This is a genomic window from Mesorhizobium caraganae (assembly GCF_016836705.1).
GTDB lineage: Bacteria > Pseudomonadota > Alphaproteobacteria > Rhizobiales > Rhizobiaceae > Mesorhizobium > Mesorhizobium caraganae.
Map to the genome: position 1 here is coordinate 286,651 of NZ_JAFCGY010000003.1, position 25,587 is coordinate 312,237.

General features: G+C 62.5%; 28 protein-coding genes. 9 read left to right on the forward strand and 19 right to left on the reverse strand.

Annotated elements, in window-relative coordinates:
- Positions 1–29: 29 nt before the first annotated feature.
- From pyrH to JQK88_RS11320, 3 genes are all read right to left on the reverse strand, one after another.
- The gene (pyrH, locus tag JQK88_RS11310) at positions 30–752 is read right to left on the reverse strand and encodes a UMP kinase (RefSeq protein WP_192253866.1); all 723 of its coding nucleotides are present in this window, start codon (positions 750–752) and stop codon (positions 30–32) included.
- A 151-nt stretch (positions 753–903) separates the two neighbouring features.
- A complete protein-coding gene (locus tag JQK88_RS11315; RefSeq protein WP_192253864.1) occupies positions 904–2,013 on the reverse strand; it encodes an aldo/keto reductase in 1,110 nt (369 codons plus the stop codon).
- A gap of 36 nt (positions 2,014–2,049) precedes the next feature.
- The gene (locus JQK88_RS11320; RefSeq protein WP_203278343.1) at positions 2,050–2,577 is read right to left on the reverse strand and encodes a nuclear transport factor 2 family protein; all 528 of its coding nucleotides are present in this window, start codon (positions 2,575–2,577) and stop codon (positions 2,050–2,052) included.
- A 114-nt stretch (positions 2,578–2,691) separates the two neighbouring features.
- Between JQK88_RS11320 and JQK88_RS11325 the strand changes: the two genes are divergently transcribed.
- A complete protein-coding gene (locus JQK88_RS11325; protein WP_203278344.1) occupies positions 2,692–3,618 on the forward strand; it encodes a LysR family transcriptional regulator in 927 nt (308 codons plus the stop codon).
- 36 nt (positions 3,619–3,654) lie between these two features.
- Here the strand turns inward: JQK88_RS11325 and tsf are convergent, their stop codons facing one another.
- From tsf to JQK88_RS11350, 5 genes are all read right to left on the reverse strand, one after another.
- Positions 3,655–4,575 (reverse strand): translation elongation factor Ts, encoded by a 921-nt coding sequence (gene tsf / locus JQK88_RS11330; RefSeq protein WP_181057059.1) that lies wholly within the window; start codon positions 4,573–4,575, stop codon positions 3,655–3,657.
- A 108-nt stretch (positions 4,576–4,683) separates the two neighbouring features.
- Entirely contained in the window at positions 4,684–5,466 is a 783-nt protein-coding gene (rpsB, locus tag JQK88_RS11335; protein WP_203278345.1) for a 30S ribosomal protein S2, read from the reverse strand.
- A 176-nt stretch (positions 5,467–5,642) separates the two neighbouring features.
- Positions 5,643–6,254 (reverse strand): LysE family translocator, encoded by a 612-nt coding sequence (locus tag JQK88_RS11340; protein ID WP_203278346.1) that lies wholly within the window; start codon positions 6,252–6,254, stop codon positions 5,643–5,645.
- The gene (locus JQK88_RS11345; protein ID WP_192253858.1) at positions 6,251–6,529 is read right to left on the reverse strand and encodes a DUF4031 domain-containing protein; all 279 of its coding nucleotides are present in this window, start codon (positions 6,527–6,529) and stop codon (positions 6,251–6,253) included. The genes JQK88_RS11340 and JQK88_RS11345 overlap by 4 nt, the downstream gene beginning before the upstream one ends.
- 31 nt (positions 6,530–6,560) lie before the next feature.
- Positions 6,561–7,391: a cell envelope integrity EipB family protein gene (locus JQK88_RS11350; RefSeq protein ID WP_192253857.1), complete on the reverse strand. Its 831-nt coding sequence runs from the start codon at positions 7,389–7,391 to the stop codon at positions 6,561–6,563.
- Between the two features lie 139 nt (positions 7,392–7,530).
- On the opposite strand from JQK88_RS11350, the gene JQK88_RS11355 reads away from it, so the two are divergent.
- The 5 genes from JQK88_RS11355 to JQK88_RS11375 all read left to right on the forward strand — a co-directional run bounded on the left by JQK88_RS11355 (position 7,531) and on the right by JQK88_RS11375 (position 11,839).
- Entirely contained in the window at positions 7,531–7,995 is a 465-nt protein-coding gene (locus tag JQK88_RS11355; protein WP_203278347.1) for a RidA family protein, read from the forward strand.
- A gap of 14 nt (positions 7,996–8,009) precedes the next feature.
- Positions 8,010–8,738 carry a glycerophosphodiester phosphodiesterase gene (locus JQK88_RS11360; protein WP_192254346.1) on the forward strand — a complete coding sequence of 243 codons (729 nt, stop codon included), beginning with the start codon at positions 8,010–8,012 and terminating at the stop codon, positions 8,736–8,738.
- A gap of 55 nt (positions 8,739–8,793) precedes the next feature.
- Positions 8,794–10,008, forward strand: coding sequence for a GNAT family N-acetyltransferase (locus JQK88_RS11365; RefSeq protein WP_203278348.1), 1,215 nt, complete (start codon positions 8,794–8,796; stop codon positions 10,006–10,008).
- A gap of 194 nt (positions 10,009–10,202) precedes the next feature.
- Positions 10,203–10,625, forward strand: a complete 423-nt coding sequence (locus JQK88_RS11370; RefSeq protein ID WP_203278349.1) for an HIT family protein — start codon at positions 10,203–10,205, stop codon at positions 10,623–10,625.
- Positions 10,626–10,849: 224 nt separating this feature from the next.
- Positions 10,850–11,839, forward strand: a complete 990-nt coding sequence (locus tag JQK88_RS11375) for a phosphatase PAP2 family protein (protein WP_246749804.1) — start codon at positions 10,850–10,852, stop codon at positions 11,837–11,839.
- Positions 11,840–11,952: 113 nt separating this feature from the next.
- On the opposite strand, the gene clpA is transcribed toward JQK88_RS11375, so the two are convergent.
- The 3 genes from clpA to JQK88_RS11390 all read right to left on the reverse strand — a co-directional run bounded on the left by clpA (position 11,953) and on the right by JQK88_RS11390 (position 15,375).
- Positions 11,953–14,436: an ATP-dependent Clp protease ATP-binding subunit ClpA gene (clpA, locus tag JQK88_RS11380; protein ID WP_203278350.1), complete on the reverse strand. Its 2,484-nt coding sequence runs from the start codon at positions 14,434–14,436 to the stop codon at positions 11,953–11,955.
- 6 nt (positions 14,437–14,442) lie between these two features.
- A complete protein-coding gene (clpS, locus tag JQK88_RS11385; protein WP_023671012.1) occupies positions 14,443–14,769 on the reverse strand; it encodes an ATP-dependent Clp protease adapter ClpS in 327 nt (108 codons plus the stop codon).
- Positions 14,770–15,045: 276 nt separating this feature from the next.
- Positions 15,046–15,375, reverse strand: coding sequence for a phasin family protein (locus tag JQK88_RS11390; protein WP_112561625.1), 330 nt, complete (start codon positions 15,373–15,375; stop codon positions 15,046–15,048).
- A gap of 341 nt (positions 15,376–15,716) precedes the next feature.
- Between JQK88_RS11390 and JQK88_RS11395 the strand changes: the two genes are divergently transcribed.
- Positions 15,717–17,096, forward strand: a complete 1,380-nt coding sequence (locus JQK88_RS11395; protein WP_210328164.1) for an SPOR domain-containing protein — start codon at positions 15,717–15,719, stop codon at positions 17,094–17,096.
- A 48-nt stretch (positions 17,097–17,144) separates the two neighbouring features.
- On the opposite strand, the gene JQK88_RS11400 is transcribed toward JQK88_RS11395, so the two are convergent.
- The 4 genes from JQK88_RS11400 to JQK88_RS11415 form a co-directional block, all read right to left on the reverse strand.
- A complete protein-coding gene (locus JQK88_RS11400; RefSeq protein WP_203278351.1) occupies positions 17,145–17,843 on the reverse strand; it encodes a DnaJ domain-containing protein in 699 nt (232 codons plus the stop codon).
- A complete protein-coding gene (locus JQK88_RS11405; protein WP_203278397.1) occupies positions 17,843–18,574 on the reverse strand; it encodes a VWA domain-containing protein in 732 nt (243 codons plus the stop codon). Before JQK88_RS11405 ends, JQK88_RS11400 begins: the two co-directional genes overlap by 1 nt.
- 100 nt (positions 18,575–18,674) lie before the next feature.
- Positions 18,675–19,112: a DUF1489 family protein gene (locus JQK88_RS11410; RefSeq protein ID WP_203278352.1), complete on the reverse strand. Its 438-nt coding sequence runs from the start codon at positions 19,110–19,112 to the stop codon at positions 18,675–18,677.
- A 78-nt stretch (positions 19,113–19,190) separates the two neighbouring features.
- Positions 19,191–20,594 carry an L-serine ammonia-lyase gene (locus JQK88_RS11415; protein WP_203278353.1) on the reverse strand — a complete coding sequence of 468 codons (1,404 nt, stop codon included), beginning with the start codon at positions 20,592–20,594 and terminating at the stop codon, positions 19,191–19,193.
- A gap of 205 nt (positions 20,595–20,799) precedes the next feature.
- Here JQK88_RS11415 and JQK88_RS11420 point away from each other — a divergent pair, with 205 nt between their 5' ends.
- Positions 20,800–21,489 (forward strand): cysteine hydrolase family protein, encoded by a 690-nt coding sequence (locus tag JQK88_RS11420; RefSeq protein WP_192253840.1) that lies wholly within the window; start codon positions 20,800–20,802, stop codon positions 21,487–21,489.
- 44 nt (positions 21,490–21,533) lie between these two features.
- A complete protein-coding gene (locus JQK88_RS11425) occupies positions 21,534–22,277 on the forward strand; it encodes a DUF599 domain-containing protein (RefSeq protein ID WP_203278354.1) in 744 nt (247 codons plus the stop codon).
- Here the strand turns inward: JQK88_RS11425 and JQK88_RS11430 are convergent.
- Genes JQK88_RS11430 through JQK88_RS11445 form a run of 4 tightly spaced genes read right to left on the reverse strand, consistent with a single transcriptional unit; the run spans position 22,226 to position 25,583 of the window.
- Positions 22,226–23,023 (reverse strand): YdcF family protein, encoded by a 798-nt coding sequence (locus JQK88_RS11430; protein ID WP_192253838.1) that lies wholly within the window; start codon positions 23,021–23,023, stop codon positions 22,226–22,228. The two genes, JQK88_RS11425 and JQK88_RS11430, sit on opposite strands and share 52 nt — an antisense overlap.
- Positions 23,024–23,030: 7 nt before the next feature.
- The gene (locus JQK88_RS11435; RefSeq protein ID WP_246501617.1) at positions 23,031–23,516 is read right to left on the reverse strand and encodes a hypothetical protein; all 486 of its coding nucleotides are present in this window, start codon (positions 23,514–23,516) and stop codon (positions 23,031–23,033) included.
- A 46-nt stretch (positions 23,517–23,562) separates the two neighbouring features.
- Positions 23,563–25,128 carry an amidase gene (locus JQK88_RS11440; protein WP_192253834.1) on the reverse strand — a complete coding sequence of 522 codons (1,566 nt, stop codon included), beginning with the start codon at positions 25,126–25,128 and terminating at the stop codon, positions 23,563–23,565.
- Entirely contained in the window at positions 25,128–25,583 is a 456-nt protein-coding gene (locus JQK88_RS11445; RefSeq protein WP_192253832.1) for a GNAT family N-acetyltransferase, read from the reverse strand. Before JQK88_RS11445 ends, JQK88_RS11440 begins: the two co-directional genes overlap by 1 nt.
- Positions 25,584–25,587: the final 4 nt, after the last annotated feature.

Genomic DNA, 25,587 nt, shown 5'->3' on the forward strand with positions numbered 1-25,587 from the left:
GATCCCCTTTCCGGAGAGTATACTCCGGATCACTCGTCGGCGACGATCGTGCAACGGCCGCCGCCCCTCAGAATATCGCCGAAACCACCTTTTTCGTGGATCGAATAGACGATTATCGGGATGTTGTTTTCGCGCGCAAGTGCAATTGCGGCGGTATCCATGATCGAAAGGCCCTTGTTGATGACTTCGGCGTGGCTGATGCGCTCGAAGCGGGTCGCATTCGGATCCTTCTTGGGATCGGCGGAATAAACACCGTCGACCTGGGTGCCCTTGAACAGAGCGTCGGCGCCGATCTCCGCGGCGCGCAAGGCTGCGGCCGAATCGGTGGTGAAAAACGGATTGCCGGTACCGCCGGCGAAAATGACGACCTTGCCCTGGTTCATATAGGCGGTGGCCTGGCGCTGGGAAAAACTCTCGCACAGTTCTGGCATGGCGATCGCCGACAGCACGACGGCTTCGACGCCGATCTTGTTCAGCGAGGTGCGCAGCGCCAGCGAGTTGATGACCGTGGCTAGCATGCCCATATGGTCGCCGGTGACGCGGTCGCCCCCCTTGGACGCTACCGCCACGCCGCGAAAAATGTTGCCGCCACCGATGACGACGCCGACCTCGATGCCGAGCGCGCGAGCTTCGGCGATGTCGGCGGCGATGCGGTCGACGACCGAGACATCGATGCCGAAATGCTGCTCGCCCATCAACGCTTCGCCCGACGCTTTCAACAAGACACGTCGATAGAGGGGCTTTGCCGTCATCTGGACCTCGTCATTATTGCGTGTGGCGCGCCTGAGCAGGCCGCCCTCGCACGGGCGCCGCCGCTGGCGCGATGCCGAGTTCCGATACACGAAGGGCGCCGCGATGTCACGCGGCGCCCCTCGCCAATTCCGCCCGTATCGTCGCGGCCTGTCAGTTGCTGGTGATGCTGACGGCGGCGCCTTCGACCACCAACGGCGGCGCATAGCCAAACGGCTTATCGCCGGTCACCGCGCCGCCGGTAACCCGGGCCTGAATCTCGGAACCGAAAAAGGAATAGGGGAATGGCGGCGGCGTCTTGCTGACCGTATCCAGTCGCGCGCGCAACTCGGCGGGGATCTCGAAATCCAACGCCGCCAGATTGTCCTGCAACTGCCCCAGTTTGGTGGCGCCAAGGATCACGGTGGCAATGCCCGGTTGCGTTGCCGCCCAGTTGACAGCGACCTGGGGCATGCTGCGCCCGAGCTCGGCGGCGACCTTTTCGAGTTCCGCCACGATCGCCCAGTTTCGGTCGGTGAATTTCTGGAACCCCGGATGGGTGGTGTTGCGAAAGCCGTCGAGCCGGCCGGCATTGCCATCCTGCGTCGGTCGATATTTGCCGCTGAGCAGGCCGCTGGCCAGCGGGCTCCACACCATGATGCCGGCGCCATGGCGAGTGCCGAAGGGCACGAACTCATTTTCAATCGAGCGTTCGGCCAGCGAATATTCGAGCTGCAGGGCCGACACCGGTTCATAGCCGCGCAATTCAGCGATCGTTTGCGCGCGGGCAGCATACCAGGCCGGCACGTCGGACAGGCCGACATGGCGAATTTTGCCTGCACGCACGAGATCGTCCATCGTGCGCATGACCTCTTCGGCCGGCGTCAGGCCGTCCCAGACATGCATGAGATAAAGGTCGATATAGTCGGTGCCTAGCCGCTTCAGCGAAGCATCGATAGCGCGCAAAATGTTCTTGCGCCCATTGCCGCCTGCGTTCGGGTTGCCGGGTTCCGCGTTGAAGGTGAATTTTGTGGCGATCACCGCCCTGTCGCGCAAGCCTCGTTCGGCGATGAATTCACCGAGCCAGGTTTCGGCGGTGCCCCCGGTATAAAGGTCGGCGGTGTCGAAGAAATTGCCGCCGGCCTCGACATAGGCGTCGACCATGGCGCGCGCCGTTTCCCTGTCCGCCCCCCAGCCCCATTCGGTGCCGAAGGTCATGGTGCCCAGCGCCAGTCGGCTGACGCGCAGGCCGCTGTTGCCGAGCGTGTAATAGGTCATGGTCATGATATTTCTTCCGATGCTGATCTGAATGACGCCGACTTACTGGCCGGGGGTTGCCTTGACCCAGGGATTGCCGCGCTCATGCGTGGCGCGGAAAATGAAGCCGTCAACTTTCCAGCCGGTGCCGGAGCGGACCAGATGATGCTCGTAGGTGCCCCAGACTTCCCACAGCGGGTCGCCATTGCCTTCCATCCGGTTCCAGGCATAGCCGTTTGAGGAGACGCTGGCCGCATCCGCCTCGAGAACCACCTGGTGGTTGGTGCGCATATGCAGGCTGGTCTTGCTGCCGCGGAGGTTGCCGGCCCAGGTGCCGATCAGATCGTCGGAGGCGATGGTGGCCGCGGGCTGCCCCGACAGGCTGCTGAAGTCGACAGTGACGCGGTCGGCGAAATAGGAACGGGCAAGCTTCCAGTCCTGCGCATCGACGGCACGGTCAATGGCGTCGGCGATGCGGATGACGGCGCGTTCGTCGGCGAGCGCGCGCCAGCCGGACGGCTCGGCGCCGCCGGCATCGGCCGGCGCCAAAGCAAGGCCTGCGGCGAAGGTCATGTGTTTCAGGGCGTTCATGCTTCTTCTCCTTGGTGTATCGGCCACCGCCGACCTGTTGGCGACAATGTGGGCCGCGCAGCCGACACCGAGAAGATTGAATTGTTCGCAAGGACTATGCGATATCATTCATGAATGGACCGCGACCTGCTCACTCATCTGCCTGTCATCGTCGCCGTTGCCCGGCGCGGCGGCTTCGCGCTTGCTGCGGCCGAACTCGGCATGTCCCCATCCGCGGTCAGTCATGCCGTGCGCCTGGTGGAGGAGCGCATCGGTCAGCCGTTGTTTGCACGCACGACGCGCAGCGTTTCATTGACGGAAGCCGGCAAGGCGCTGGTGGAGACGGCGGCCCCTGCCCTTCAGGACATTGCTGAACGGATGGACCGCATCCGCGCCATCAAGGGCCGACCCTCGGGTCTGCTCAGGCTCAACGTTCCCAACATCGCTATTCCGCTTGCCGTCACACCTGTGGTCGCTGCGATGGCGGAGCGCTATCCGGATGTGACTGTCGAATTGCTCACCGACCAGGGACTCATCGACATTGTCGGCGAAGGTTTCGATGCCGGCATCCGGCTGGGCGAAATGATCGCGCAAGACATGGTAACGGTCCGGCTGACGCCACCATTCAGGGCCGTCATCGTTGCCTCTCCCGCCTATGTCGGCCGGCATGGCCGCCCGCGCAGCGTGGCCGATCTCGCCAATCACAATTGCGTCGGCTACCGGCTCGTTCGCTCCGGCGCGCTCTACCGCTGGGACCTGACCGAGGACGGCAAGGATGTCGTGGTTGAGACGAAGGGCAATGTCATCGTTACGGATTCGCTCGCCGCGATCGACCTTGCGCTTGCCGGCGTCGGGCTGACCTATGTGTTCGAGCCGCTGGTGCGCGCAGACTTGGCCGCTGGGCGCCTCGTGCAGATCCTGCCGCAAACGGCGATCGAAGAGCCCGGCCTCTTCCTTTACTTCCCGCGCCGGGCGTCGATGGCGCCGAAGCTCAGGGCCTTCATCGATACCGCGCAAGAAATCGGCCGAGCATCCTTGCGGACACCCGGCCGAGTTGCCTGAGCTGAGAAGCCCCTTTTCAGGGGCTATTTCCAAGGATTATTTCTTCACCGCAGCCGCGACTTCCGCCGCGAAATCGGTCTCTTCCTTTTCGATGCCTTCGCCCAACGCAAAGCGCAGATAGGCGGAGATCTTGGCCGGAGCGCCGATTTCCTTCTCGGCATCCTTGAGCGCCTTCTCGACAGTGATGTCGGGATTGAGCACGAAGGCCTGCTTCAAGAGCACGACTTCCTCGTAGAACTTGCGCAGGCGGCCCTCGACCATCTTTTCGATAATCGCTTCCGGCTTGCCGGACTGGCGTGCCTGGTCGGAGAAGATCGCCTTTTCGCGTTCCACCGCAGCCGGATCGATCTGCTCGGCCGTCAGCGCCATTGGGTTGGTGGCGGCGACATGCATGGCGACCTGACGGCCAAAAGCGTTGGCGGCATGCTCATTGCCCGTGGTTTCGATCGCAACCAGCACGCCGAGCTTGCCAAGGCCGTCGGCGACCGCGTTGTGGACATAGGTCGCGACAGCGCCATGCGGAACGGTCAGCTTGGCCGAGCGGCGGAAGCCCATGTTCTCGCCGATCGTGCCGACAGCGTCCTTGATGGTGTCAGCAACCGACTTGTCCGAACCCGGGTACTTTGCGGCAGCCACGGCTTCGGTCGTGCCATAGGCGAGTGCAACCTTGGCGACGTTGGCGACGATTTCCTGGAAAGCAGCGTTGCGGGCGACGAAGTCGGTTTCGGAATTGACTTCGACGACAGCAGCCTCGCGCACGCCATTGTCGACACCGATCAGGCCCTCTGCCGCAGTACGGCCGGCCTTCTTGTCGGCCTTGGAGATGCCCTTCTTGCGCAGCCAGTCGACGGCCTCTTCCATGTTGCCATTGGTCTCGGTCAACGCCGCCTTGCAGTCCATCATGCCCGCGCCCGTCAAGTCGCGGAGTTCTTTGACCTGTGCAGCCGAAATGCTCATTGTCGCCTCTTTGTTTTAAATGCACCGACGCACCACCGGTACTCGGTGATGCGTCCGTTTAGCGTGCCAAAATATTAGAAAGATGAAGGCCGGGGCCGGCCTCCGCTATCAGGCTTCCGGGGTCTCGGCCGCCGGGGTCGAATCCAGCGCCGGTTCGACCGGAGCTTCGACCGAGGCACCGATGTCGACGCCGAGCGCGCCCTGCTGGCGAGCGATGCCGTCGATGGCAGCCTTGGCGATCAGGTCGCAATAGAGCTGGATGGCGCGCGCCGCGTCGTCATTGCCGGGGATCGGGAAGTCGATCTTGTCCGGATCGCAGTTCGAATCGATGATGGCGACGACCGGGATACCGAGGCGCTTGGCCTCGAGGATGGCGATCGCTTCCTTGTTGGTGTCGATGACGAACATCAGGTCGGGCGTCGAGCCCATGTCCTTGATGCCGCCCAGCGCCTTGTCGAGCTTCTCGCGCTCGCGGTCGAGGTTGAGGCGCTCCTTCTTGGTCAGGCCCTGGGCTTCGCCGGCCAGCATCTCATCGAGCTTGCGCAGGCGCTGGATCGAGTTCGAGATCGTCTTCCAGTTGGTCAGCATGCCGCCGAGCCAACGCGAGTTGACGTAGTACTGAGCCGAACGCTGCGCCGCGTCGGCGACGATGTCCGACGCCTGACGCTTGGTGCCGACGAACAGCACGCGGCCGCCCTTGGCGACGGTGTCCGAAACCTGCTTCAGCGCCTGGTGCAGCAAAGGCACCGTCTGCGAGAGGTCGATGATGTGGATGTTGTTGCGGGCGCCGTAGATGTAGGGCGCCATCTTCGGGTTCCAGCGGTGGGTCTGGTGGCCGAAGTGAATGCCAGCTTCCAAAAGCTGGCGCATGCTGAAATCAGGCAGTGCCATTCTTAGTTCCTTTCCGGTTAGCCTCCACGGACACAGGCATTTTTGGACTTTGTCCTCGAACGCCACCGGAGGTTTCAGCCGGATTTCTCCCGGGCAGACACCAAAGTCCGTGTGTGGAATGAGCGCGCATATAGAGGGGAAGTGCTACAAACGCAAGCGGTGAGGCGCTTTACCGCTCAGCGTGCGGCAATCAGTGCTCCGGTGCCGATCATGGCGCTACCGGCGAACCGGTTCATCAGCCGCATGCGTTTGGGCGTCCTGAACCAGCCGGATGCCCTGCCCGCCAGCGCGGCGTAGGTGCCCATGGTGAGGATGTTGACGCTGACGACGACGGCCACCACCAGCAGGCCATCGGCAAATGTCATGGTGTCGAGGTTGAGGATCAGCGGCATGATCGAAGCATGGAACAGAATCGCCTTCGGATTGCCGAGCGCAACGGAGGCGCCAAGCAGGAACGACCGCGACAATCTGGTTTGAGGCATCCGCTGCGCAGTCGATTGCGCGGCCGCGGCCCGCCACATCTTGACGCCGAGAAAGATCAAGTAAGCCGCACCGGCATATTTCAAGGCGAGAAACACCCATTCGAAAGTCTGGGCCAGCGCCACCAGTCCGAGCAGGGCCAGGGTGACCAACACGGCGTCCCCGGCAGCGATACCAACTCCGGCGACGAAGGCCCGCAGGAACCCACGCGAAACGCCGTTGGTGATAACCGTGAACATCGCCGGACCCGGCGTTGCGGCGGCAAGCGTGATGGCAAGGCAGTAGGCCAGGAATGCCGTTAAAGTCACGATCGGCCCTTTCCGTTGGGTACCCGCACGCGCCGGAAGATCGCGACGATCTCCTCGCGGCTGCATTCGATGGCGCCGAGCCGCACCGCGCGGTCGCGCTCGAAGCCGGTTATGTCATAGTGCGGCGCCGATGTCCTGGGCGGACCCTGGTAGGACGAACGCTTGACGCCAAGCACGGCAGCGAAACGATGCAGCTCGTCGGTATCGTCTGCCATCAGGTGGCACCAGCGATGGCCGGCCCACTTCCAGATCGCCGCATCGACATACACCGCCATCAAGCCTGCCGTGGACAGCTCCGCACTGTTGTTATTTCGAGACCGGGCAAGGCTTTGTCTGGGAGAACAGCGACAGGTTGACCAGCTTGCCGGTCATCGAGAACTCGCCATAGTCCATGGTGAGGTCGCGAGTGATGCCGTTCTCATGCAGCTTGAAGCTGATGCGGTATTCCGGCACTTCTTCGCCGGATTTGTCAGTCTCGTCGAAATAGGCGATGTCGACCGGCCAGTATTTGTCGCCGGCAAGCTTGGCCAGCGCCGGCGCTTCGGGATCGGCCTTGTCGCCCTCGGTTTTCTTGCCGACGATGACGGTGGTGGTCATCACCTTGTTGGCGTCCTCCGAACCGTCGAACAGGCTGGTTTCGTAGAAATTCTCGCCCTTCTCGGCCTTGCCGATCAGTTCGACCAGATGCTGGGTCGGGAACTGGGTGGCGGCGAGTTCGAGGCTGTTCTTCTCGGGCTTGTCGATGTCGACCTTGAGGCCCTTGGTCTCTTTCGTGGCGATGCCCTTGACCTCCTTGTCGAGATTCTGGTCGACGAAGGATTTGGTCACGAACGAGAAGGTCTTGCCTTCCGCATCCTCGAACGTGGTGGTCTGCTGGTCGGTCAGCCGGGTGTTGTCGCCGGTGACGATCTGGGTGACGAAACGGAATTTTACCGTATAGCCCTCGCAGGGCGAGCCATTGAACTCATAGACCATGCGGCCGGAGATGCCGGTGATCCCCGAACGGTCCGACGCCTTGCTGAGCGTAAGATCGTAGACGGCGCGATGCGCCTGCAATGCCGGCACGGCAAAGGCGGGAGCCATCGAAAACAGCGCCGGGACAAGAACAGCGTGGAAGGCAAGGCGCGTTGCGCGCATAGGGGGCTCCGATCGTCGCGGCTGGTGGCAGGCCGCAGGGAAAGATGGTCCAGCTTAAAAAAAGTCGTGGCGGAAGCGAGGCAAAAATAGCAATTTCGGCCCCGGCCAGCGCAGCGTCTCCAAGCAATAGGGAAATACGATGAGTGAAACAATCGAAAAGCGGCTAAGCGATCTCGGCGTGACGTTACCGGCCGCCGCAGCACCCGCCGCGAACTATGTGCCCTATTGCAGGTCTGGCAATCTCTTGTTCACCGCCGGGCAGTTGCCGCTCAAGGACGGCAAGCTGCAGGCAAGCGGCCTGCTCGGCCGCGACATCGACACGGCAGCCGGCAAGGAAGGTGCAAAATACTGCGCAGTCAACATCTTGGCGCAGGCCAAGGCGGCGCTTGGCGATCTCGAAAAGATCCAGCGTCTGGTCAAGATCACCGTCTTCGTCGCATCAGCGCCGGATTTCGTCGAGCAGCATCTGGTCGCCAACGGCGCCTCCGATTTCCTGGTCGCCGTCCTTGGCGCACGCGGCAAGCATGCCCGCTCTGCCGTCGGCACCGCCTCGCTGCCGCTTAATGCCGCAGTGGAAATCGAAGCCGTCTTCGAAGTCGCATGAGCAGAGCCACGACCATGACCGACCTTTCCTGGCTGACCGCCCGCCCCGTCGCGCATCGCGGCCTCCACGACATGAACAAGACGCGCTGGGAGAACACGCTGTCGGCCTTCGCGGCGGCCGCCGAGCGCGGTTATGCGATCGAATGCGACGTGCACCTGTCGTCCGACCGCGTTCCCGTCATCATGCATGACGGGGACCTGAAGCGGCTGACCGGTCAGGACGGCTTCGTCTGGCAACGCACGGCGGCGGAACTGGCGGCACTCAGGATCGGCGGCACCAAGGACCATGTGCCGACGTTGCAGGAAGTGCTCGACCTAGTCGACGGTCGCGTGCCGCTGGTCGTCGAACTGAAGGGCGTGCCCGGCTATGACGAGGGACTGGTGGCCAGCGTCGGCAAGATGCTCAAACGCTACAGGGGCAAGGCGGCGATCATGTCGTTCGACCATTGGCTCGTCCGCGATTTCCCCAAAGATGCCCCGGGCATTCCGGGCGGGCTCACGGCCTATGGAAGGGACAACCAGCTGATCGAGGCGCATTTCGCCATGCTGGCGCACGACCTTGCCTTCACCTCCTATGCCGCGGGCGATTTGCCGAACCCGTTTGTCAGCTTCGTGCGCGAAAAGCTGAAAATGCCTGTGATCACCTGGACGGTGCATGACCAGCCGGCGGTCGATCTCACCTTCAAATATGCCGACCAAATGACCTTCGAAGGGTTCGAACCCGATCTGGTCAAAGTCGCTTGAGCCAAGTACCTCAAACGTGACTTGTAGCGGCCCGCACAGAGCTTAAATAAGTCTCATGGATCAGGGTGACGAAGGCGATGGACAAACGGCGAATGCGGAGTTTTCCATCCGCATCGCCGCTGGAATTAATGCCTTCACCTGCGATGAGTGGAGCGGCTTTGCCGGCACCACGCGCGGCGGCACAGAAAACGGCTACAACCCTCTGATTTCATACGCTTTTCTGAGCGCGCTTGAGGATTCCGGCTGCGCCGTGCGGCGCACCGGCTGGCAGGGCCATCATCTCAGGCTGGAAAATGCGCAAGGCCGGCTGCTGGGCGCGGTGCCTTGCTATCTCAAATCGCACAGCCAGGGCGAATATGTCTTCGACCATGGCTGGTCGGATGCATTCGAGCGCGCCGGGGGCCGCTACTATCCAAAATTGCAGTGCGCCGTGCCGTTCTCCCCTGTCACCGGCCCCCGCCTGCTGGTCAGCAGGGGCGAGGATAGCGCGACTGTTAAAGCTGGTCTCGCGGCGGGCCTGAAGGCGGTGACGGAAAAGCTCGGTGTGTCCTCAGCGCATGTCACCTTTGCACAGGAAAGCGACGTCGCGACGCTCGAAGCAGCCGGTTTCCTGCACCGCACCGACCAGCAGTTCCATTTCTTCAACGAAGGTTTTTCGACCTATGACGATTTCCTCGCCACGCTGGCATCGCGCAAGCGCAAAGCGATGAAGAAGGAACGCCGCGAGGCGCTCGCCAACGACATCTCGATCGACCGGCTGACCGGCAAGGACCTGACCGAAAAGGCCTGGGACGATTTCTTTGCCTTCTACATGGACACCGGCAGCCGCAAATGGGGCCGGCCCTATCTCAACCGCAAGTTCTTCTCGCTGATCGGCGAGCGGATGGCCGACGACATCCTGCTGGTGATGGCCAAACGCAATGGCCGCTATATCGCCGGCGCCATCAACTTCATCGGCTCCGATGCGCTCTACGGGCGCAATTGGGGTTGCATCGAGGACCACCCCTTCCTGCATTTCGAGGTCTGCTACCACCAGGCCATCGACTTCGCCATCGAGCGCAAGCTGAAGGTGGTTGAGGCGGGTGCGCAGGGCGAGCACAAGCTGGCGCGCGGCTACCGTCCCGTGACCATGCATTCGGCGCATTACATTGCGCATCCCGGCCTGCGCAACGCAGTGGCCGATTATCTCCGGCGTGAGCGGCGCGAAGTCGAGCGAATGGGCGAAATTCTGGAAGAGCACACGCCTTTCCGCAAGGACCTTGAGGAATAGCGGTCTCGATCCGGTCTCGCCACCCGTGCAGCTTTGCTTAACGACGACCCGGCCGTCTATTTCGACCTCACCTCGACGAAAAAACGGCGTTTCCACCGCGCCCTGGTCCAAGCCGGGATCGTCGATCTCGCCTGACCATCTTGCCGGTCTGGGGCGCCTTCGCTACACCGGGAGCATACTCCCGGAGCGCCGCCATGACCTACGACCCTAGCAATATCTTCGCAAAGATCCTGCGCGGCGAAATCCCCTCGCACCGCGTCTACGAGGATGATGCGGTGGTGGCCTTCATGGATGTGATGCCGCAAGGGCCTGGGCACACGTTGGTTGTGCCGAAGGCGCCGTCGCGCAATCTGCTCGATGCCGATCCGTCGACGCTCGGCCCGCTGTTCACGGTCGTTAAGCAGGTGGCGCTGGCGGTCAAAAAAGCATTCGGCGCCGACGGCGTCACCGTCCTGCAGTTCAACGAACCGGCCTCTGGCCAGACCGTCTATCACCTGCATGTCCATGTCATCCCGCGATTCGAAGGCATCGCGCTCAAGCCGCACACGGGACAGATGGAGAAGCCCGAAGTGCTGGCTGAGAACGCGGCCAAGATCCGGGCAGTGCTGAACGGTTGAAGCCGGGGTGCCTCAAGACGGTGCGCTTGGGCAAATTCCACCGCGTCGGTTAGGAAAGTATCAAACCACGCCATGGTAACTAGCCGTACCGTGGTGCGTTTGGGTTTTCAAAAATCGTGGAAAATTCGGTTGCGACATCAGAACCGTTGGCAAAAGCAGGTGCCGGGCGGGTCTTTCTGAGTATCTTGGCGGACGCATACCGGCGACACCGGCTGCTGCACGTGATGGCCATCGCTGCCTTGCTCTTGGCAGCCGCGGTCGGCCTGCGTACCGGAAACATGCCGGATTTCAGCGTGCTGGAAGACTACGCCCTATACCTTCTCTTCGCTTTCTGGATAGGCGGCTGCGCCTTCGCGCTCGGCAGTTTTTTTCACCTTGCGCTCATCAAGCGGGACCGCGAACCGCTCGGCACTTTTCTGAGATCGATGGGTGACTTCTTCGGCGACGCCGAGCGCAACGCCAACAGCCTCAATGGTCTGGCTGCGAGCATTGCGCTCATATCCGCTTTCGGTGTGTTGAAAGGCGCGGTCGCGATCCTTTCGCCATTCGCATGGGACCACGCATTGGCCCAGGCCGACCGGGCGCTGCATTTCGGTCGAGCTCCCCATGAATGGCTGTGGTTTATCGTCCAGTCGCCGCTGGCCGTAAGACTGTTCAACCTGGCTTACAATTCCTGGTTCGTCGTCCTTATCGCCTCGGTCTTCATCGCTTGCATCACGCGCAAGGACACGAAGCTGCGCCACCAGTTCCTGATGAGCTTCATGCTCGTATGGATACTGGGGGGGTTCTTCCTGGCAATGGGCATGTCTTCAGCAGGGCCGTGCTTTTACGAGCGACTGGGGCTGGGCAGCGACTACCATCCCCTGATGCAAGCGCTCGCTGCTGCCGATCGCATCTATCCGATCTGGGCGCTGAGCACGCAGGACATTTTGTGGAGCGGCTACATCGGGGCGACCCCAGGCAGTCTCGGTATATCCGCCTTCCCGTCCATGCATGTGGCGATGGCGGTGCTTTTCGCTCTTTATGCAGCACGCCGCTCACGGTTGGTTGGCGTGTTGATGTGGGCATTCGCCGCAATCATCATGGTCGGCTCGGTTGTCCTTGGTTGGCACTATGCTGTCGACGGCTATGCGAGCGTGCTGATCTCGATTGCCATCTGGAAGGCGTGCGGTCATTTCCTGGCCCGCTTCGCACCCGACGGCGTCGCCGCCTGACCTGACAGCATATGACCTGAACGCATCTGACCTGAAAGCAGGGGCGCTGTTTCGGCAAACCGGCCAGCCATGAAAAAAGGCCCCGTCACCGGGGCCTTTTCATTGGCGAATTTTTAGCCCTTGCGTGGCAGTTGCGGCACCAGGCTGCGCTTGCCGCCGTCCTTGCCCTTAGGCTCAGGCTCGTCCTTGCCCTTGGGCTTTTGCGCCACCGCCTTCTTGGCGACGGGCTTCTTGGCCACCGCCTTGCGGGATTTCGGCGCCTCTTCCGGCTCCTGCTTCGGCTGCACTGGGGCTTCGTCGGCCAGCGATTCGAGCTTCAGGCCGGTTTCGCCGGTTTCCTTCTTCTCGACGGTGACGCGCACCGTGCCGCCCTTCTTGAGCTTGCCGAACAGCACCTCGTCGGCCAACGGCTTCTTGATGTGCTCCTGGATGACCCGGCCGAGCGGCCGCGCACCCATGCGCTCGTCATAGCCCTTGTCGGCGAGCCAGGCGATCGCGTCCGGCGACAGGTCGAAGGTGACACCACGCTCGGAGAGCTGAGCCTCGAGCTGCATGACGAACTTCTGCACCACCTGATGGATGACGGGCACCGGCAGCGAGCCGAACGGGATGATCGCATCGAGACGGTTGCGGAATTCCGGCGTGAACAGCCGGTTGATCGCCTCGACATCGTCGCCTTCACGCTTGGTCGAACCGAAACCGATCGCCGCGCGCTGCGCATCGGATGCGCCGGCATTGGTGGTCATGATCAGGATGACATTGCGGAAGTCGATCTGCTTGCCGTTGTGGTCGGTCAGCTTGCCGTGGTCCATGACCTGCAACAAGATGTTGAACAGGTCGGGATGCGCCTTCTCCACCTCGTCAAGCAGCAGCACGCAGTGCGGATGCTGGTCGACGCCGTCGGTCAAAAGGCCGCCCTGGTCGAAGCCGACATAGCCGGGAGGCGCGCCGATCAGCCGCGAAACGGTGTGGCGTTCCATATATTCCGACATGTCGAAGCGGATCAGTTCGACGCCGAGCGAGGCAGCCAACTGCTTGGCCACTTCGGTCTTGCCGACGCCGGTCGGACCCGAGAACAGGTAAGAGCCGATCGGCTTTTCCGGTTCGCGCAGGCCGGCACGCGCTAACTTGATCGCCGAGGTCAGCGCGGTGATCGCGGTATCCTGACCATAGACGACGCGCTTCAGCTCGATATCGAGACCCTGCAGCACCTTCTCGTCGTCGGCCGAGACCGTCTTCGGCGGGATGCGGGCCATGGTGGCGATCGTGGCTTCGATCTCCTTGATGCCGATCGTCTTCTTGCGTTTGGCCTCCGGCACCAGCATCTGCGAGGCGCCTGTCTCGTCGATCACGTCGATCGCCTTGTCAGGCAGCTTGCGGTCGTTGATGTAGCGGGCCGACAGTTCCACCGAAGCCTTGATCGCCTCGTTGGTGAACTTCACCTTGTGGAACTCCTCATAATAGGGCTTGAGGCCCTTCATGATTTCGATGGCATCCTCGATGGTCGGCTCGTTGACGTCGATCTTCTGGAAGCGCCGCACCAGAGCGCGGTCCTTCTCGAAGAACTGGCGGAACTCCTTGTAGGTGGTCGAGCCGATGCAACGGATCGCACCCGAAGACAGCGCCGGCTTCAACAGGTTCGACGCATCCATGGCGCCGCCCGAGGTAGCGCCGGCACCGATCACGGTGTGGATCTCGTCGATGAACAGCACGGCGCCCGGATAATCCTCGAGCTCCTTGACGACCTGCTTCAGCCGCTCCTCGAAATCGCCGCGATAGCGGGTGCCGGCCAAAAGCGTGCCCATGTCGAGCGCGAAGATGGTGGCGTCCTGCAGCACTTCGGGAACGTCGCCTTCGACGATGCGCTTGGCCAGACCTTCGGCGATCGCCGTCTTGCCCACGCCGGGGTCGCCGACATAGAGCGGGTTGTTCTTGGAGCGGCGGCACAGCACCTGGATGGTGCGGTTGATCTCGCTCTCGCGGCCGATCAGCGGATCGATCTTGCCGGCCTTGGCCTTGTTGTTGAGGTTGACGCAATAAGCGGTCAGCGCATCCTGCTGCTGCTTCTTCTTGCCGCCTTCCTCCTGCGGCTCGGCGCCGTTCTGGCCGCCCTGCTCGTCATCGGCGCCGCGCGGCGAGCGCGTCTCCGAAGCGCCGGGGCGCTTGGCGATGCCGTGCGAGATGTAATTGACCGCGTCGTAGCGGGTCATCTGCTGTTCCTGCAGGAAATAGGCGGCATGGCTCTCGCGCTCGGCAAAGATGGCAACGAGCACGTTGGCGCCGGACACTTCCTCGCGGCCGGATGACTGCACATGGATCACGGCGCGCTGGATGACACGCTGGAAGCCGGCGGTCGGCTTGGAATCCTCATCGTAACCGGTGACGAGATTGTCGAGCTCGGTGTCGATATAGGTGAGAACGGTGTGCTTCAGCTCGTCGAGATCGACGTTGCAGGCGCGCATGACTGCGGCCGCCTCGGTGTCGTCGATGAGCGCGAGTAGCAGATGTTCAAGGGTTGCATATTCATGGTGCCGCTCATTGGCGAGCGTCAGCGCCTGGTGAAGCGCCTTTTCCAGGCCTTGGGAGAAAGCCGGCATGTTACCTCACTTCTTCTCCATCACGCATTGCAGCGGATGCTGATTCTGTCGGGCGAAATCCATGACCTGGGACACTTTGGTCTCGGCCACCTCGAATGTATAGACCCCGCACTCGCCCACTCCATGATTGTGAACATGAAGCATGATGCGTGTGGCGGCTTCGCGGTCCTTTTGAAAAAAACGCTCCAGGACGTGAACCACGAACTCCATGGGCGTGTAGTCGTCGTTGAGGATAAGGACCCGATAAAGGCTGGGCTTCTTGGTCTTGGTTTTCGTGCGCGTGATGACGGCCGTGCCGCGACCGGCCTCATTGCCGTCGCCGTCACTTTGCATCCGCACCACGCTTGCCGTGGCAGTCAAACCGATCGTCACGTAATCCTGCCTCTTTCGAATCCCCATGCGAGTTCGACATGTAGGTGTTCGATGGACGATTTTAAGCCCTTCTTGTTAGCTGACAATATGGCTAGGTGGGCAAACCGAGGCGATTTTCAAAATCGTGAACCGCCAAAGCCCCGGAATTGAAACCGGCATGAAAAAACCCGGCCGCGCATCCGCGACCGGGTCTGTTTTGCAAGCCCGAAAGGCCGTGCCTGGTATTTTGGAGCGAAATTACTTCGCTTTGGCGACAATCGATTCGAAGGGCTTGTAGGCCTCCTTGGCGAGCTCGGCATAGAGATCGCCGAACTTGGTGGCCTCGGCAACGAAGCTCTCATAGCTCTGCTTGGCGAAGTCGGACTGGATTTCGATCGCCTTTTCCAGCGACTTGGCGGAGATCAGCTTTTCGACCGCGGCGCTGCCGGCTTCGAAGCTCTTCTTGGTGTATTCGCCAGCTTCGGTGGCGATCGCCTGGGCGCCCTTGGAGAGCGAAGCGAAGCTCTTCAATCCGGTGTCGGCAAACTCTTTGCCGTATTTCGAGAAGTCCTCATAGGTCTGGGTCATTTCACGTTTCCCTTGACGGTTTTGAAGCGCCCTTGCCTGAGCGCCGTTGTGCAATGCAGGAGAGTATATTGTGCGCTGCACAAAAGTCAAGATTTGGCCCGCAAACGCCGCGCGCTGCCCGACAACAGCTAAAATTCGAATAAAGAAAGGCTCAAGCCCGAGGAAAATGGTGAACGCGCCGGTTACCATAAACGGATTGGTAACGCAGGCCGCGATAGGTTGACGGGAAGTGAGGTCGGATCCCTTTGCCGCCTCCAGGGCAATGAGTTTCAAAGGAACTATCAGTGCGTCAGGCGTTGTCGGTCTTCGGTTCAAAATCCGCATCTCCCCTCAAAACGATCATGATCCTCGCCTTGGCGATGTCATTCGTCGTTGCGGACGCCGCATCGTCGATGGCCGCCAGGTCGTCGGCGATCGTCGTCGATGCCAAGACCGGCAAGGTGCTCTATTCGTCCGATGCCAATGGCCGGCGCTACCCGGCGTCGCTGACCAAGATGATGACGCTCTATCTGACCTTCGAAGCCATGGCGAAGGGGCGGATCAGCAAGAACACACCGGTGCCGTTTTCGGCAAAAGCGGCGGCCGAGCCGCCGACCAAACTCGGCGTCAAGGCCGGCGGAGCGGTTTCGGTAGAGACCGCCATCCTGTCGATGGTGACCAAGTCGGCCAATGATTCGGCGACCGCGCTCGGCGAACTGCTCGGCGGCAGCGAGAGCAATTTCGCCCGCATGATGACGGCCAAGGCGCGGCAGCTCGGCATGGACGGCACCGTGTTTCGCAATGCCAACGGCCTGCCCGATCCCGGCCAGTTCACCACCGCCCACGACATGGCGATGCTCGGCATCGCGCTGCGGGAACATTACCCACAGTATTACGGCTATTTCTCGCAGCGCTCTTTTCTCTACGGACGCCAGCGTATCAACGGCCACAACCGCCTGCTAGGGCGCATCAAGGGCGTCGACGGCATCAAGACCGGCTATACCCGCGCCTCCGGATTCAACCTCGTCTCATCGGTTTCGGACGGCAACCGCCGCCTCGTTGCCGTCGTCATGGGCGGGACCTCGGGCCGCAGCCGCGACAACCAGATGGCCGGGCTGATCAACGCCTATATGCCGCGCGCCTCCACCCGCGGCGGCGGCGCCCTGATCGCCAAGGCTGGTGGCGACAATCCGATCAAAGCGTTGGCCAACGTGCTGTTGCCCAAGCATGACGCGCCGACGCCCGACGACAAGCCGATGGTTGAAGACGATGCGGTAGCGTCCAACGACGATCCGACATCTGCTGACGAGCAGTCTGCTGACGAACAAACGGTGGCTGCGGTCGAAGAACCCGCACCCGTCGTCAAGACCAGGAAGGTAAAGACCGTCATCGTGGCGGCGCCCAAGGTCGAAACGGCACAAATGGTCGCGGCCTACGCCGAGCCCACGCCAGCATCGCCTCCGGCGGTCGATCCGGTCAACACCGCCTCGGTGCCGTCCGGTTGGGCGGTACAGGTGGCGTCTTCGCCCAAACAGTCCGAAGCCCAGGCTTTCCTCGACAAGACCGCCAAGCAGGCGCCGAAGATCCTTGCATCTGCCTCCGGTTTTACGGTCGCTTTCGACAAGGATGGCGAAACCTATTACCGCGCCCGCTTCGGCGGTTTCGGTTCGAAGGATGCGGCCTGGAATGCCTGCAACGCTTTGAAGAAGAAGAAAATTACCTGCTACGCCGTCCAACAGTAGGGCGGCGTCGAGGACCATCTCCCGGAAATTTACTGCGTCGAAGGAGAACTAGTTGTGATTGGAGAGCAAGACGTCCTTGGCTTCGTTGATCCGCGCCGCCAGGAAAGACGTGCCGCCGATGTCGGGGTGCAGGCGCTGCATCAGGCGGCGGTGCGCCTTGCGGACATCCGCCGCGGCGGCCCCCGCTTCAAGACCAAGGACCTTGTAGGCCTCCTCCTTAGTCATGGCGCCCGCACCTGGCGCAACACCCAGCCCTTCGCCACCGTTCGCCTCAGCGTCTTTGCGCCAGACGGGAAAACGGCCGTCAAGATACGTCTCTAGCAACTGACGGCTCTCCGGATCGCCGGGGAGCTCGCGGTAAAGCTGCTGCAGTTCGGGCAGACCCATCGCGCCCAACATCTTGCCTTCATGGCGGCCCGCCAGAACCAGGCCTTCAAGCCCGCCCGTATCGTGATCAAGTTCCATCTCCAGCGCCGCTGTGCGCACCGTCGAGCGCTTGCCGGGCGCCGGCTTGACCGTGGGCCGCTTCATCCGCACCGAACCATACCAGGCAAGGGCCCCGGCCAGGATGAGGCCGGCTATGCCTTCGCGGCCGACCACCAGTATGGCGAGGCCAACCAGCGCCAGAAGCACCGGGCCGAGCGTGCGCATGCCGCTCGCCAGTTTTTGCGGGTCGGCGCGGACGAAGATCGTCGCCGCGCCAAGCAGCACCAGAAACAGTGCAACAATTGCAATGATAGCGCCCATCAATTCCTGCCGCCCCGCAGATGCTCGATTAACAGCCGGTCTCCCGGCCGGTCCCTTGCCTCGAGCGCCTTCAATCCACCGGTCGCATAGACGGCAACGGCTGAAAGCAGTCCGGCCAGGGTCGCGGCAGCCCGCCGGTCGAACCGGAACCAGGCCCCTTTGGACAGCCGCGCGATCTCCTTGAACGCCTTTTCTGCGCCGGAATCATGACCTTCCTGGAAGACGAAGACGGGAACGCCGTGCAGGCCTAGGCTGCCGGCCTTCTGCGCCAGGTCGTCGATATTCTCTTCCATGGCGTCGCCGATATAGACCAGCGCACTGACCTTCGCCTTCGCCGTCTCCTTCAGCGCATGGGTGAGGACCTTGCCGATCTGGGTGGTGCCGCTGCGGCACACGATGCGCGTCATCAGCGTCTTCAAGGCATCGGTGTCGGCAACGAAGGCCGATGACCGGCATTCGCCCAGCCCGCGAAAATAGGCAAGTTGGACGCTGAGGGTTCCGGCCTTGCCGGCGGCATCGAACATTTCGCCTTGCAGCTTGGTGGCGAGATCCCAGGTCGGCTGGCGGCTCATCGTCGCGTCGAGCGCCAGGATCAGCCGCCCGGAGCCGGTCGCGGACGCGGCAAGCGACCGCGCCTGACGGATAAAGGCGTCGATCTCGCCGGCATTGGATTGAGGCTTGACCGGCGCAGAACTGGCCTTTGCGGGCACTGGCTGCTTCTTGTCGCTCATAAGAAGCAAGATGTGGCGTTGCCCGGCCGCTTGCAAGTCCAGTCTGGGACAAGATAAAGGGCCAGCGATCGCACAGTGGGCAGGACGCCCGGCCCAGGCGCTAGAGCAGACCGAGATCTGCGAGCTCGCGCTTCAGCTTCGGCGGCATCTCGACCATTCCGGCCTTGCCCTTTCCGATATCGGCCGGCGCATCCGACGGTTTCAGGTAGCGCCAGCCCTGGAAGGCGCGGCGAGGCTGCCAGTCGGTGCGAACCACTTCGAGGCCGAGCATCAGGCGGCAGCGACCAATGCCTTCGTCATCGGTGAAGGGCCTGATATCAGTGATCAGCTGGCGGCACTGGACGCTACCCTTGATCACCCAATAGAGCGAGCCGCCATCGGTGACCTCGGCGCCGCGCGTCGGCACCATGCGGGTCGTGTGCCAGTGTTCGGCCGGCTCGCCGGCCCGCCGCCGCTCGTCGAGGCGGAAGGCGATCCACTCTTCGAGATCCTCGACGCTGTCGCAACCGACGCACAGTTTTAGGAGATTGAGTGCCATCGCTTAAGGTTTAGTCCGGCGCGCGGTTGCGTCAACGGCCCTGCCCGACTTCTCCACAGTGCCAGTGGCGTTGAGCCTTCAACATTCCACGACATTGACGGCGAGGCCGCCAAGGCTGGTTTCCTTGTACTTCTCGTTCATGTCGAGGCCGGTCTGACGCATGGTTTCGATCGCGGCGTCGAGCGGCACGAAATGGATGCCGTCGCCCTTGATGGCCAACGAGGCAGCCGTCACCGCCTTGACAGCGCCAAGCGCATTGCGCTCGATGCAGGGCACCTGGACCAGGCCGCCGACCGGATCGCAGGTCATGCCGAGATGGTGTTCGAGCGCGATCTCGGCGGCGTTCTCGACCTGCTCGGGCGTCCCGCCCATGACGGCGCAGAGGCCAGCCGCGGCCATTGCCGAGGCCGAACCCACCTCGCCCTGGCAGCCGACTTCGGCGCCGGAGATCGAAGCGTTGGTCTTGATGATGCCGCCGACGGCTGCGGCGGTCAGCAGGAAGTCGCGGATGCTCGGCTGGTCGGCCTCGGGATGGAAATGCAGCCAGTAGCGCAGCACGGCCGGCAGCGTACCGGCCGCGCCATTGGTCGGCGCGGTGACGACGCGGCCGCCAGCGGCATTCTCCTCGTTCACCGCCATGGCGTAGATCGACAGCCAGTCATTGGCGAGCAAGGGGTTGGGCTTGTTCTGTTGCCACTGCTCCTGCAGCTTGTCGTGCAGCATGCGGGCGCGGCGGCGCACTTTCAAGCCGCCCGGCATGATGCCGTCCCGCGACAGGCCGCGGTCGATACAGCCCTTCATGGCGCCCCAGATGGCGTCGAGGCCGCTGTCGAGCTCCTCGCGCGACATATGCGCCTCTTCGTTGACGCGCTTCATATCGGCAATCGACAGCCCGCTTTTGCCGGCCATCTTCAGCATCTCGACAGCGTTCTTGAAGGGGTAAGGCACCTTTTTGCCTTCGGTCGTCACCGAGCCCTTCACCTTCATCCGCTGCAGCTCTTCTTCCGAGACCACGAAGCCGCCGCCGATCGAATAATAGATGCGCTTGAGCAGCAACCGGTCGCCGGCATCGTAGGCGTAGAACGCCATGCCGTTGGCATGGCCGGTGAGCGGCGTCTTCCTGTCGAGCACCAGATCCGTCGCCGGATCGAAGCGATAAGAGGGATGGCCGGGCGGCGAAATCCGCTTCTCGGCGGCGATGCGCGTGGCGATGGTATCGGCCTGATCGGGGTCGACTGTCTGCGGTGTCAGGCCGGCAAGGCCGAGAACAACGGCGCGGTCCGAGCCATGGCCGATGCCGGTATAGGCGAGCGAGCCGTGCAGGCTGGCGCCGATCCGATCGACCTTGACGCCGGCCGGGCGTGGCCAGTCATCGCCGGCGATCTCGTCGAGAAACCGCCGCGCCGCCGTCATCGGCCCCATCGTGTGCGAACTCGACGGCCCGATGCCGATCTTGAACAGGTCGAAAACCGAAAGGAACACGCTGCGCCGTCTCCGGGAATGGGATCAAGACCTACATATAGGACTTCCATGATGTTTGTGCTGTTTTGACAAATGCCGCGCTGCACCCGCCGACCTTGTTTGCTCCGGCAGCGACATTGATTGCTCGACCGTGACGGCGCGGCTATTCTGCCTATCGCAGGCCCGCCGCGTTTGGCCTCGCTTCTCATTTGCAAGGGAGGAAGCCGTGCTTACGTTGAATGCCAGGCCGCAGCCGGTGCGCATCGCGCCTGCCGAGACCGCTGTCGTCGTGGTGGACATGCAGAACGCCTTTGCCTCGAAAGGGGGCATGTTCGACCTCGCCGGCTTCGACATATCCGGCGCCGCGCCGGCAATCGACGCCAACAGGCGCCTGCTCAAGGCGGCACGCGAGGCCGGCGTCGGCGTCATTTACCTGCAGATGTCGTACAAGCCCGATCTCAGCGATGCGGGAGGTCCCTCGTCTCCGAACCATCACAAGGAACTGGGGATGGTCATGATGCGCGAGCGTCCCGAGCTTGCCGGCAGGCTGTTGATCGACAACAGCTGGGACTGGCAGATCGTCGACGCGCTGAAGCCCGAGCCGGGCGACCAAATCATCCGCAAATCGCGCTACAGCGGCTTTTGCAACACTGGCCTCGAAGCGTATCTGCGCGCCCGCAAGATCCGAAATCTGCTGTTCACCGGCGTCGCCACCAACGTCTGCGTCGATGCCACCGCGCGCGACGCCTACATGCTGGAATTCTGGCCGATCCTGGTCGAGGACGCGATGAACCATTCGGGTCCCGACTTCAACCGCCAGTCGACGCTGTGGAACTTCGAACACGCTTTCGGATGGATCACCAGGACTGACAGCGTCATCGAGGCGTTGCACATGGCTGCGCCTTTGCCGGCCTGAGCCAGCCGTCGAAACGGGCGCCTAGCCTGTGGTAAAAGGACTGCATGGGCGATTCCTTCCATCTTTCGACGGCCGATCTCGCGGCGCTGGCCTTCTTCCTCCTTGCATGGGTGCTGCATACGCTGGCGTCCGACGGGAAGCTTGTCAGCCGGGTGTCGCTGACGATGGCGATGAATGTGCAGCGCGAGGCCTGGATGCGCACCATGGCCGAGCGCGAGATCCGCATCGTCGACACCGCCATCATGAGCGGCCTGCAGCAAGGCACCGCCTTTTTCGCCTCGAGTTCGCTGATTGCGCTCGGCGGCTGTTTTGCGCTGCTCGGCGCCTCGGATCAGGTGCTTGCCGTGCTGAACGACCTACCGCTGAACGCGACCTCATCGCGCTCGGCCTTTCAGATCAAGGTCTTCGGCCTGGTGCTGATCCTGGCCTTCGCCTTCTTCAAGTTCGGCTGGGCCTATCGTCTCTTCAATTACTGCACGATCCTGATCGGCGCGGTGCCGATCGCGCATGGCGAGGCCTCGCGCAACCCGGTCAGCGAAACGGCGGTGTGGCGCGCGGCGCGCATGAACATGTTGGCCGGCAAGCATTTCAACTCAGGCCTGCGCGCCGTGTTCTTCTCGATCGGCTATCTCGGCTGGTTCGTCGACCCGGTCGTGTTCGTTTTGTCAACGCTGCTGCTTCTGGCGGTTCTGGTGCGGCGCCAGTTCTTCTCGGCCGCCAGAGAAGCAGTCATCGGTCAGCCGCCCGGGCCAGGGAAAAGCTGGTCGATCCGGCCCGACAGCCAATAGGCGGCAAGCCCGATCCACTCGCGGATCGCCGTGGTGGTGGTCTGCAGCGAATCCGGTGCGTTGTCGCGAAACAGGCCAAAGCCTTCCTTTCCCGAGGTGCGATAGTCGACAGGCCACGGGATCGTCGGAAAGTCGGCCTTGTCGAACAGCGCCTTGGAGCGCGGCATATGGAAGGCCGAGGTCACCAGCAGCCAGGTCTCGCCCGGCTTCGGCGTCACCAATTCCTTGCTGAAGACTGCATTCTCATAGGTGTTGCGGGATTTGTTCTCGAGCACCAGCCGATCGGCGCTGACGCCGAGCGCGTCGAGCAGGCGTGGTGCGGTGGCCGCATCGCCCTCGCCTTCCAGCAACAATTCGCCGGTGCCACCGGAGACAACCACCTTTGCCTCAGGAAAGCGCCGGGCGAGGATCGCTGTCTCGACCATGCGGTCGCCGCCGGAATTCAGCTCATAGCCGCCGCGCACCAGATTGATGGCGCCCTCGAAACCGCCACCGAGCACGACGATGCCATCGACCTTCTGCGGCAGCGGTGGCTTGGGAAAGCGCTCTTCGAGCGGATTGAGCATCATGGCCCCAAGCGACGTCCAGCCTGACAGCGCTAGAATGAGGAAGGCGAGCACACTGCCGGTGGCCGCGAGCCGCCGACGGCCGATCAGCGCCGCGAGCAAACCAGCCAGCAGCAGGAAGATCGCCAGATTGAGCGGCTGGACGAAGAACCAGAAGATCTTGGAGAGATAGAAGAACATTGCCTGCCTATCGCCAGCTCGAATTTTGACGGCCGATGAAGTGCTCGACCGCACTCGCCACAGCCTCGGCCTCGGGACGGCTCAACTCCCTGCCGAAAACAAGGACGCCATCCGCGTTGGTCAATCTGATGACTTCCGACAGTCCCGTTTCATCCGTCGGATAGGTATGGTCGAGGATTTCGACCTTAAGGTGCCCTTTCAAAGGCAATGACGAACGATTTTGCAAAGAACCCCTGATGTCGCGCACGGCTGCGGCGTTGGTCAGCCGCAGCGTTTCCTTGCCGAACACCAGCCAGATAAAATCCTTGCCGAGGAAATAGGTGAACAGGGCAATGATCGCCACGAACGACAGCAGGCCGAGAGTGCCGCTGGTGAGCGTTGCGGGCGACGTGTCTCTCAATCCCATATAGCCGGTGTAGGCTACGATCGCGGCCCCGATCAGGACAAAGCCTGTCCTAAAATCCGAGGTGCGTGGTGGGTTTGTGATCAGCAATTCGTCTCCCGTCTCGACGATGGAAATGCGAGACGGGGGCGGCATGCTACCACCACTTCTCCGGCTGGAAGGTTCCCGCCGCCTGCTCGATGACGGCAGCCGTCTGGAACAGGGTTTCCTCATCGAAGGGACGGCCGATCAGCTGCAAGCCGAGCGGCAGGCCCTTGGCGTCGAGGCCGGCTGGTACCGCGATGCCCGGCAGGCCGGCCATGTTCACGGTCACCGTGAAAATGTCGTTGAGATACATCTTCACCGGATCGGCGGCCATGTCCTCGTCGGCGATGCCAAAGGCGGCGGACGGCGTCGCTGGTGTCAGGATGACGTCGACGCCGGCGGCAAAGACGGTCTCGAAGTCGCGCTTGATCAGATTGCGCACCTTCTGCGCTTGCAAATAGTATGCGTCGTAATAGCCGGCCGACAGCACATAGGTGCCGATCATGATGCGGCGCTTGACCTCGCGGCCGAAACCGGCGGCGCGGGTCTTTTCATACATGTCGACGATGTCCTTGGCTGGCACGCGCAGGCCGTAGCGGACACCGTCGTAGCGGGCGAGGTTGGACGACGCTTCGGCCGGCGCGACGATATAATAAGCCGGCAAAGCATATTTGGTGTGCGGCAGTGAAATGTCGACGATCTCGGCGCCGGCATCCTTCAGCCAGGCAATGCCCTTCTGCCACAGCGCCTCGATCTCTTCCGGCATGCCGTCGACGCGGTATTCCCTGGGAATGCCGACCTTCATGCCCTTGATCGGCTTGCCGATCGCCGCCTCGTAATCCGGTACCGGACGGTCGACCGAAGTGGTATCCTTGGCATCGACCGAGGCCATCGACTTCAACAGGATCGCGGCGTCGCGCACGTCGCGGGCGATCGGGCCGGCCTGGTCGAGCGAGGAGGCGAAAGCGACGATGCCCCAGCGCGAGCAGCGGCCATAGGTCGGCTTGATGCCGACGGTGCCGGTGAAGGCGGCGGGCTGACGGATCGAGCCGCCCGTGTCGGTGGCCGTAGCGCCGGCGCACAGGAAAGCCGAAACGGCCGAAGCCGAGCCGCCCGACGAACCGCCCGGCACCAGCTGCGCGTTGTCCAAAATGCGTGCGGTCTTGGTGCCGCCGGCCGAAACGAAACCGCCATCGCCCTGATGCGTGGTCGGCATCACCACCGTGTCGAGGCGCGAGCGCCGCCACGGATTGACGACCGGGCCGTAATAGGAGGTCTCGTTGGACGAGCCCATGGCGAACTCGTCCATGTTGAGCTTGCCCAGCATGACGGCGCCGTCGGCCCAAAGGTTGGCGGTGACGGTCGATTCGTAGCGCGGCTTGAAGCCATCCAGCACATGGCTGCAGGCCTGGGTGTGGACGCCCTCGGTGCCGAACAGGTCCTTGATGCCGAGCGGAATGCCTTCCAGCGCACCGCCCTCGCCCTTCGCCAGCTTGGCATCCGAGGCCTTAGCCATGTCGCGCGCCTTGTCGCCGGTGACGACGATGTAGGCGTTGAGCACCGGATTGGCGCGCTCGATGGCCGAAAGATATGCCTCGGTGATCTCGGCGGCGGAAATCTCCTTGCCGCGCAGCTTGGCGCGGGCCTGCGAAATCGTCAGATGGGTCAGTTCGCTCATCAAAGGCTCTTTTCGTAAAACACCGACCACTCGGAATCGGGATAATCCAGCACCGGACCGCAGCGCGAGAAGCCGGCGCGTTCGTAGACGGCCCATGCCGCGGGATGGCGGTCGCCGGTTTCCAGCACCAGGCGCTTCAATCCTTCTTGACGCGCCAGCGTCTCGACCCGCTCGACGATTTTGGCGCCGATCTTCCTGCCGCGATGCGAGGGCCGCGTATACATGCGCTTCACCTCGCCGACGGTCGCATCATGGCGCTTCAGCGCGCCACAGCCGATGGCCTGCCCGTCGTCGCGGGCTATGAAGACGGTGGTGTCTGCGCCGGCCATCTGCTCAACCGTCAGGTGATAACAGTGCTCCGGCGGCGTCAGTTCGAGCAGCGTCGCGTTGAGCTCCTCGACCAAAGCGCGGACATCGTCCTGCAACGGCGTTTCGATGGCGATCTCGATTGCCATCGGC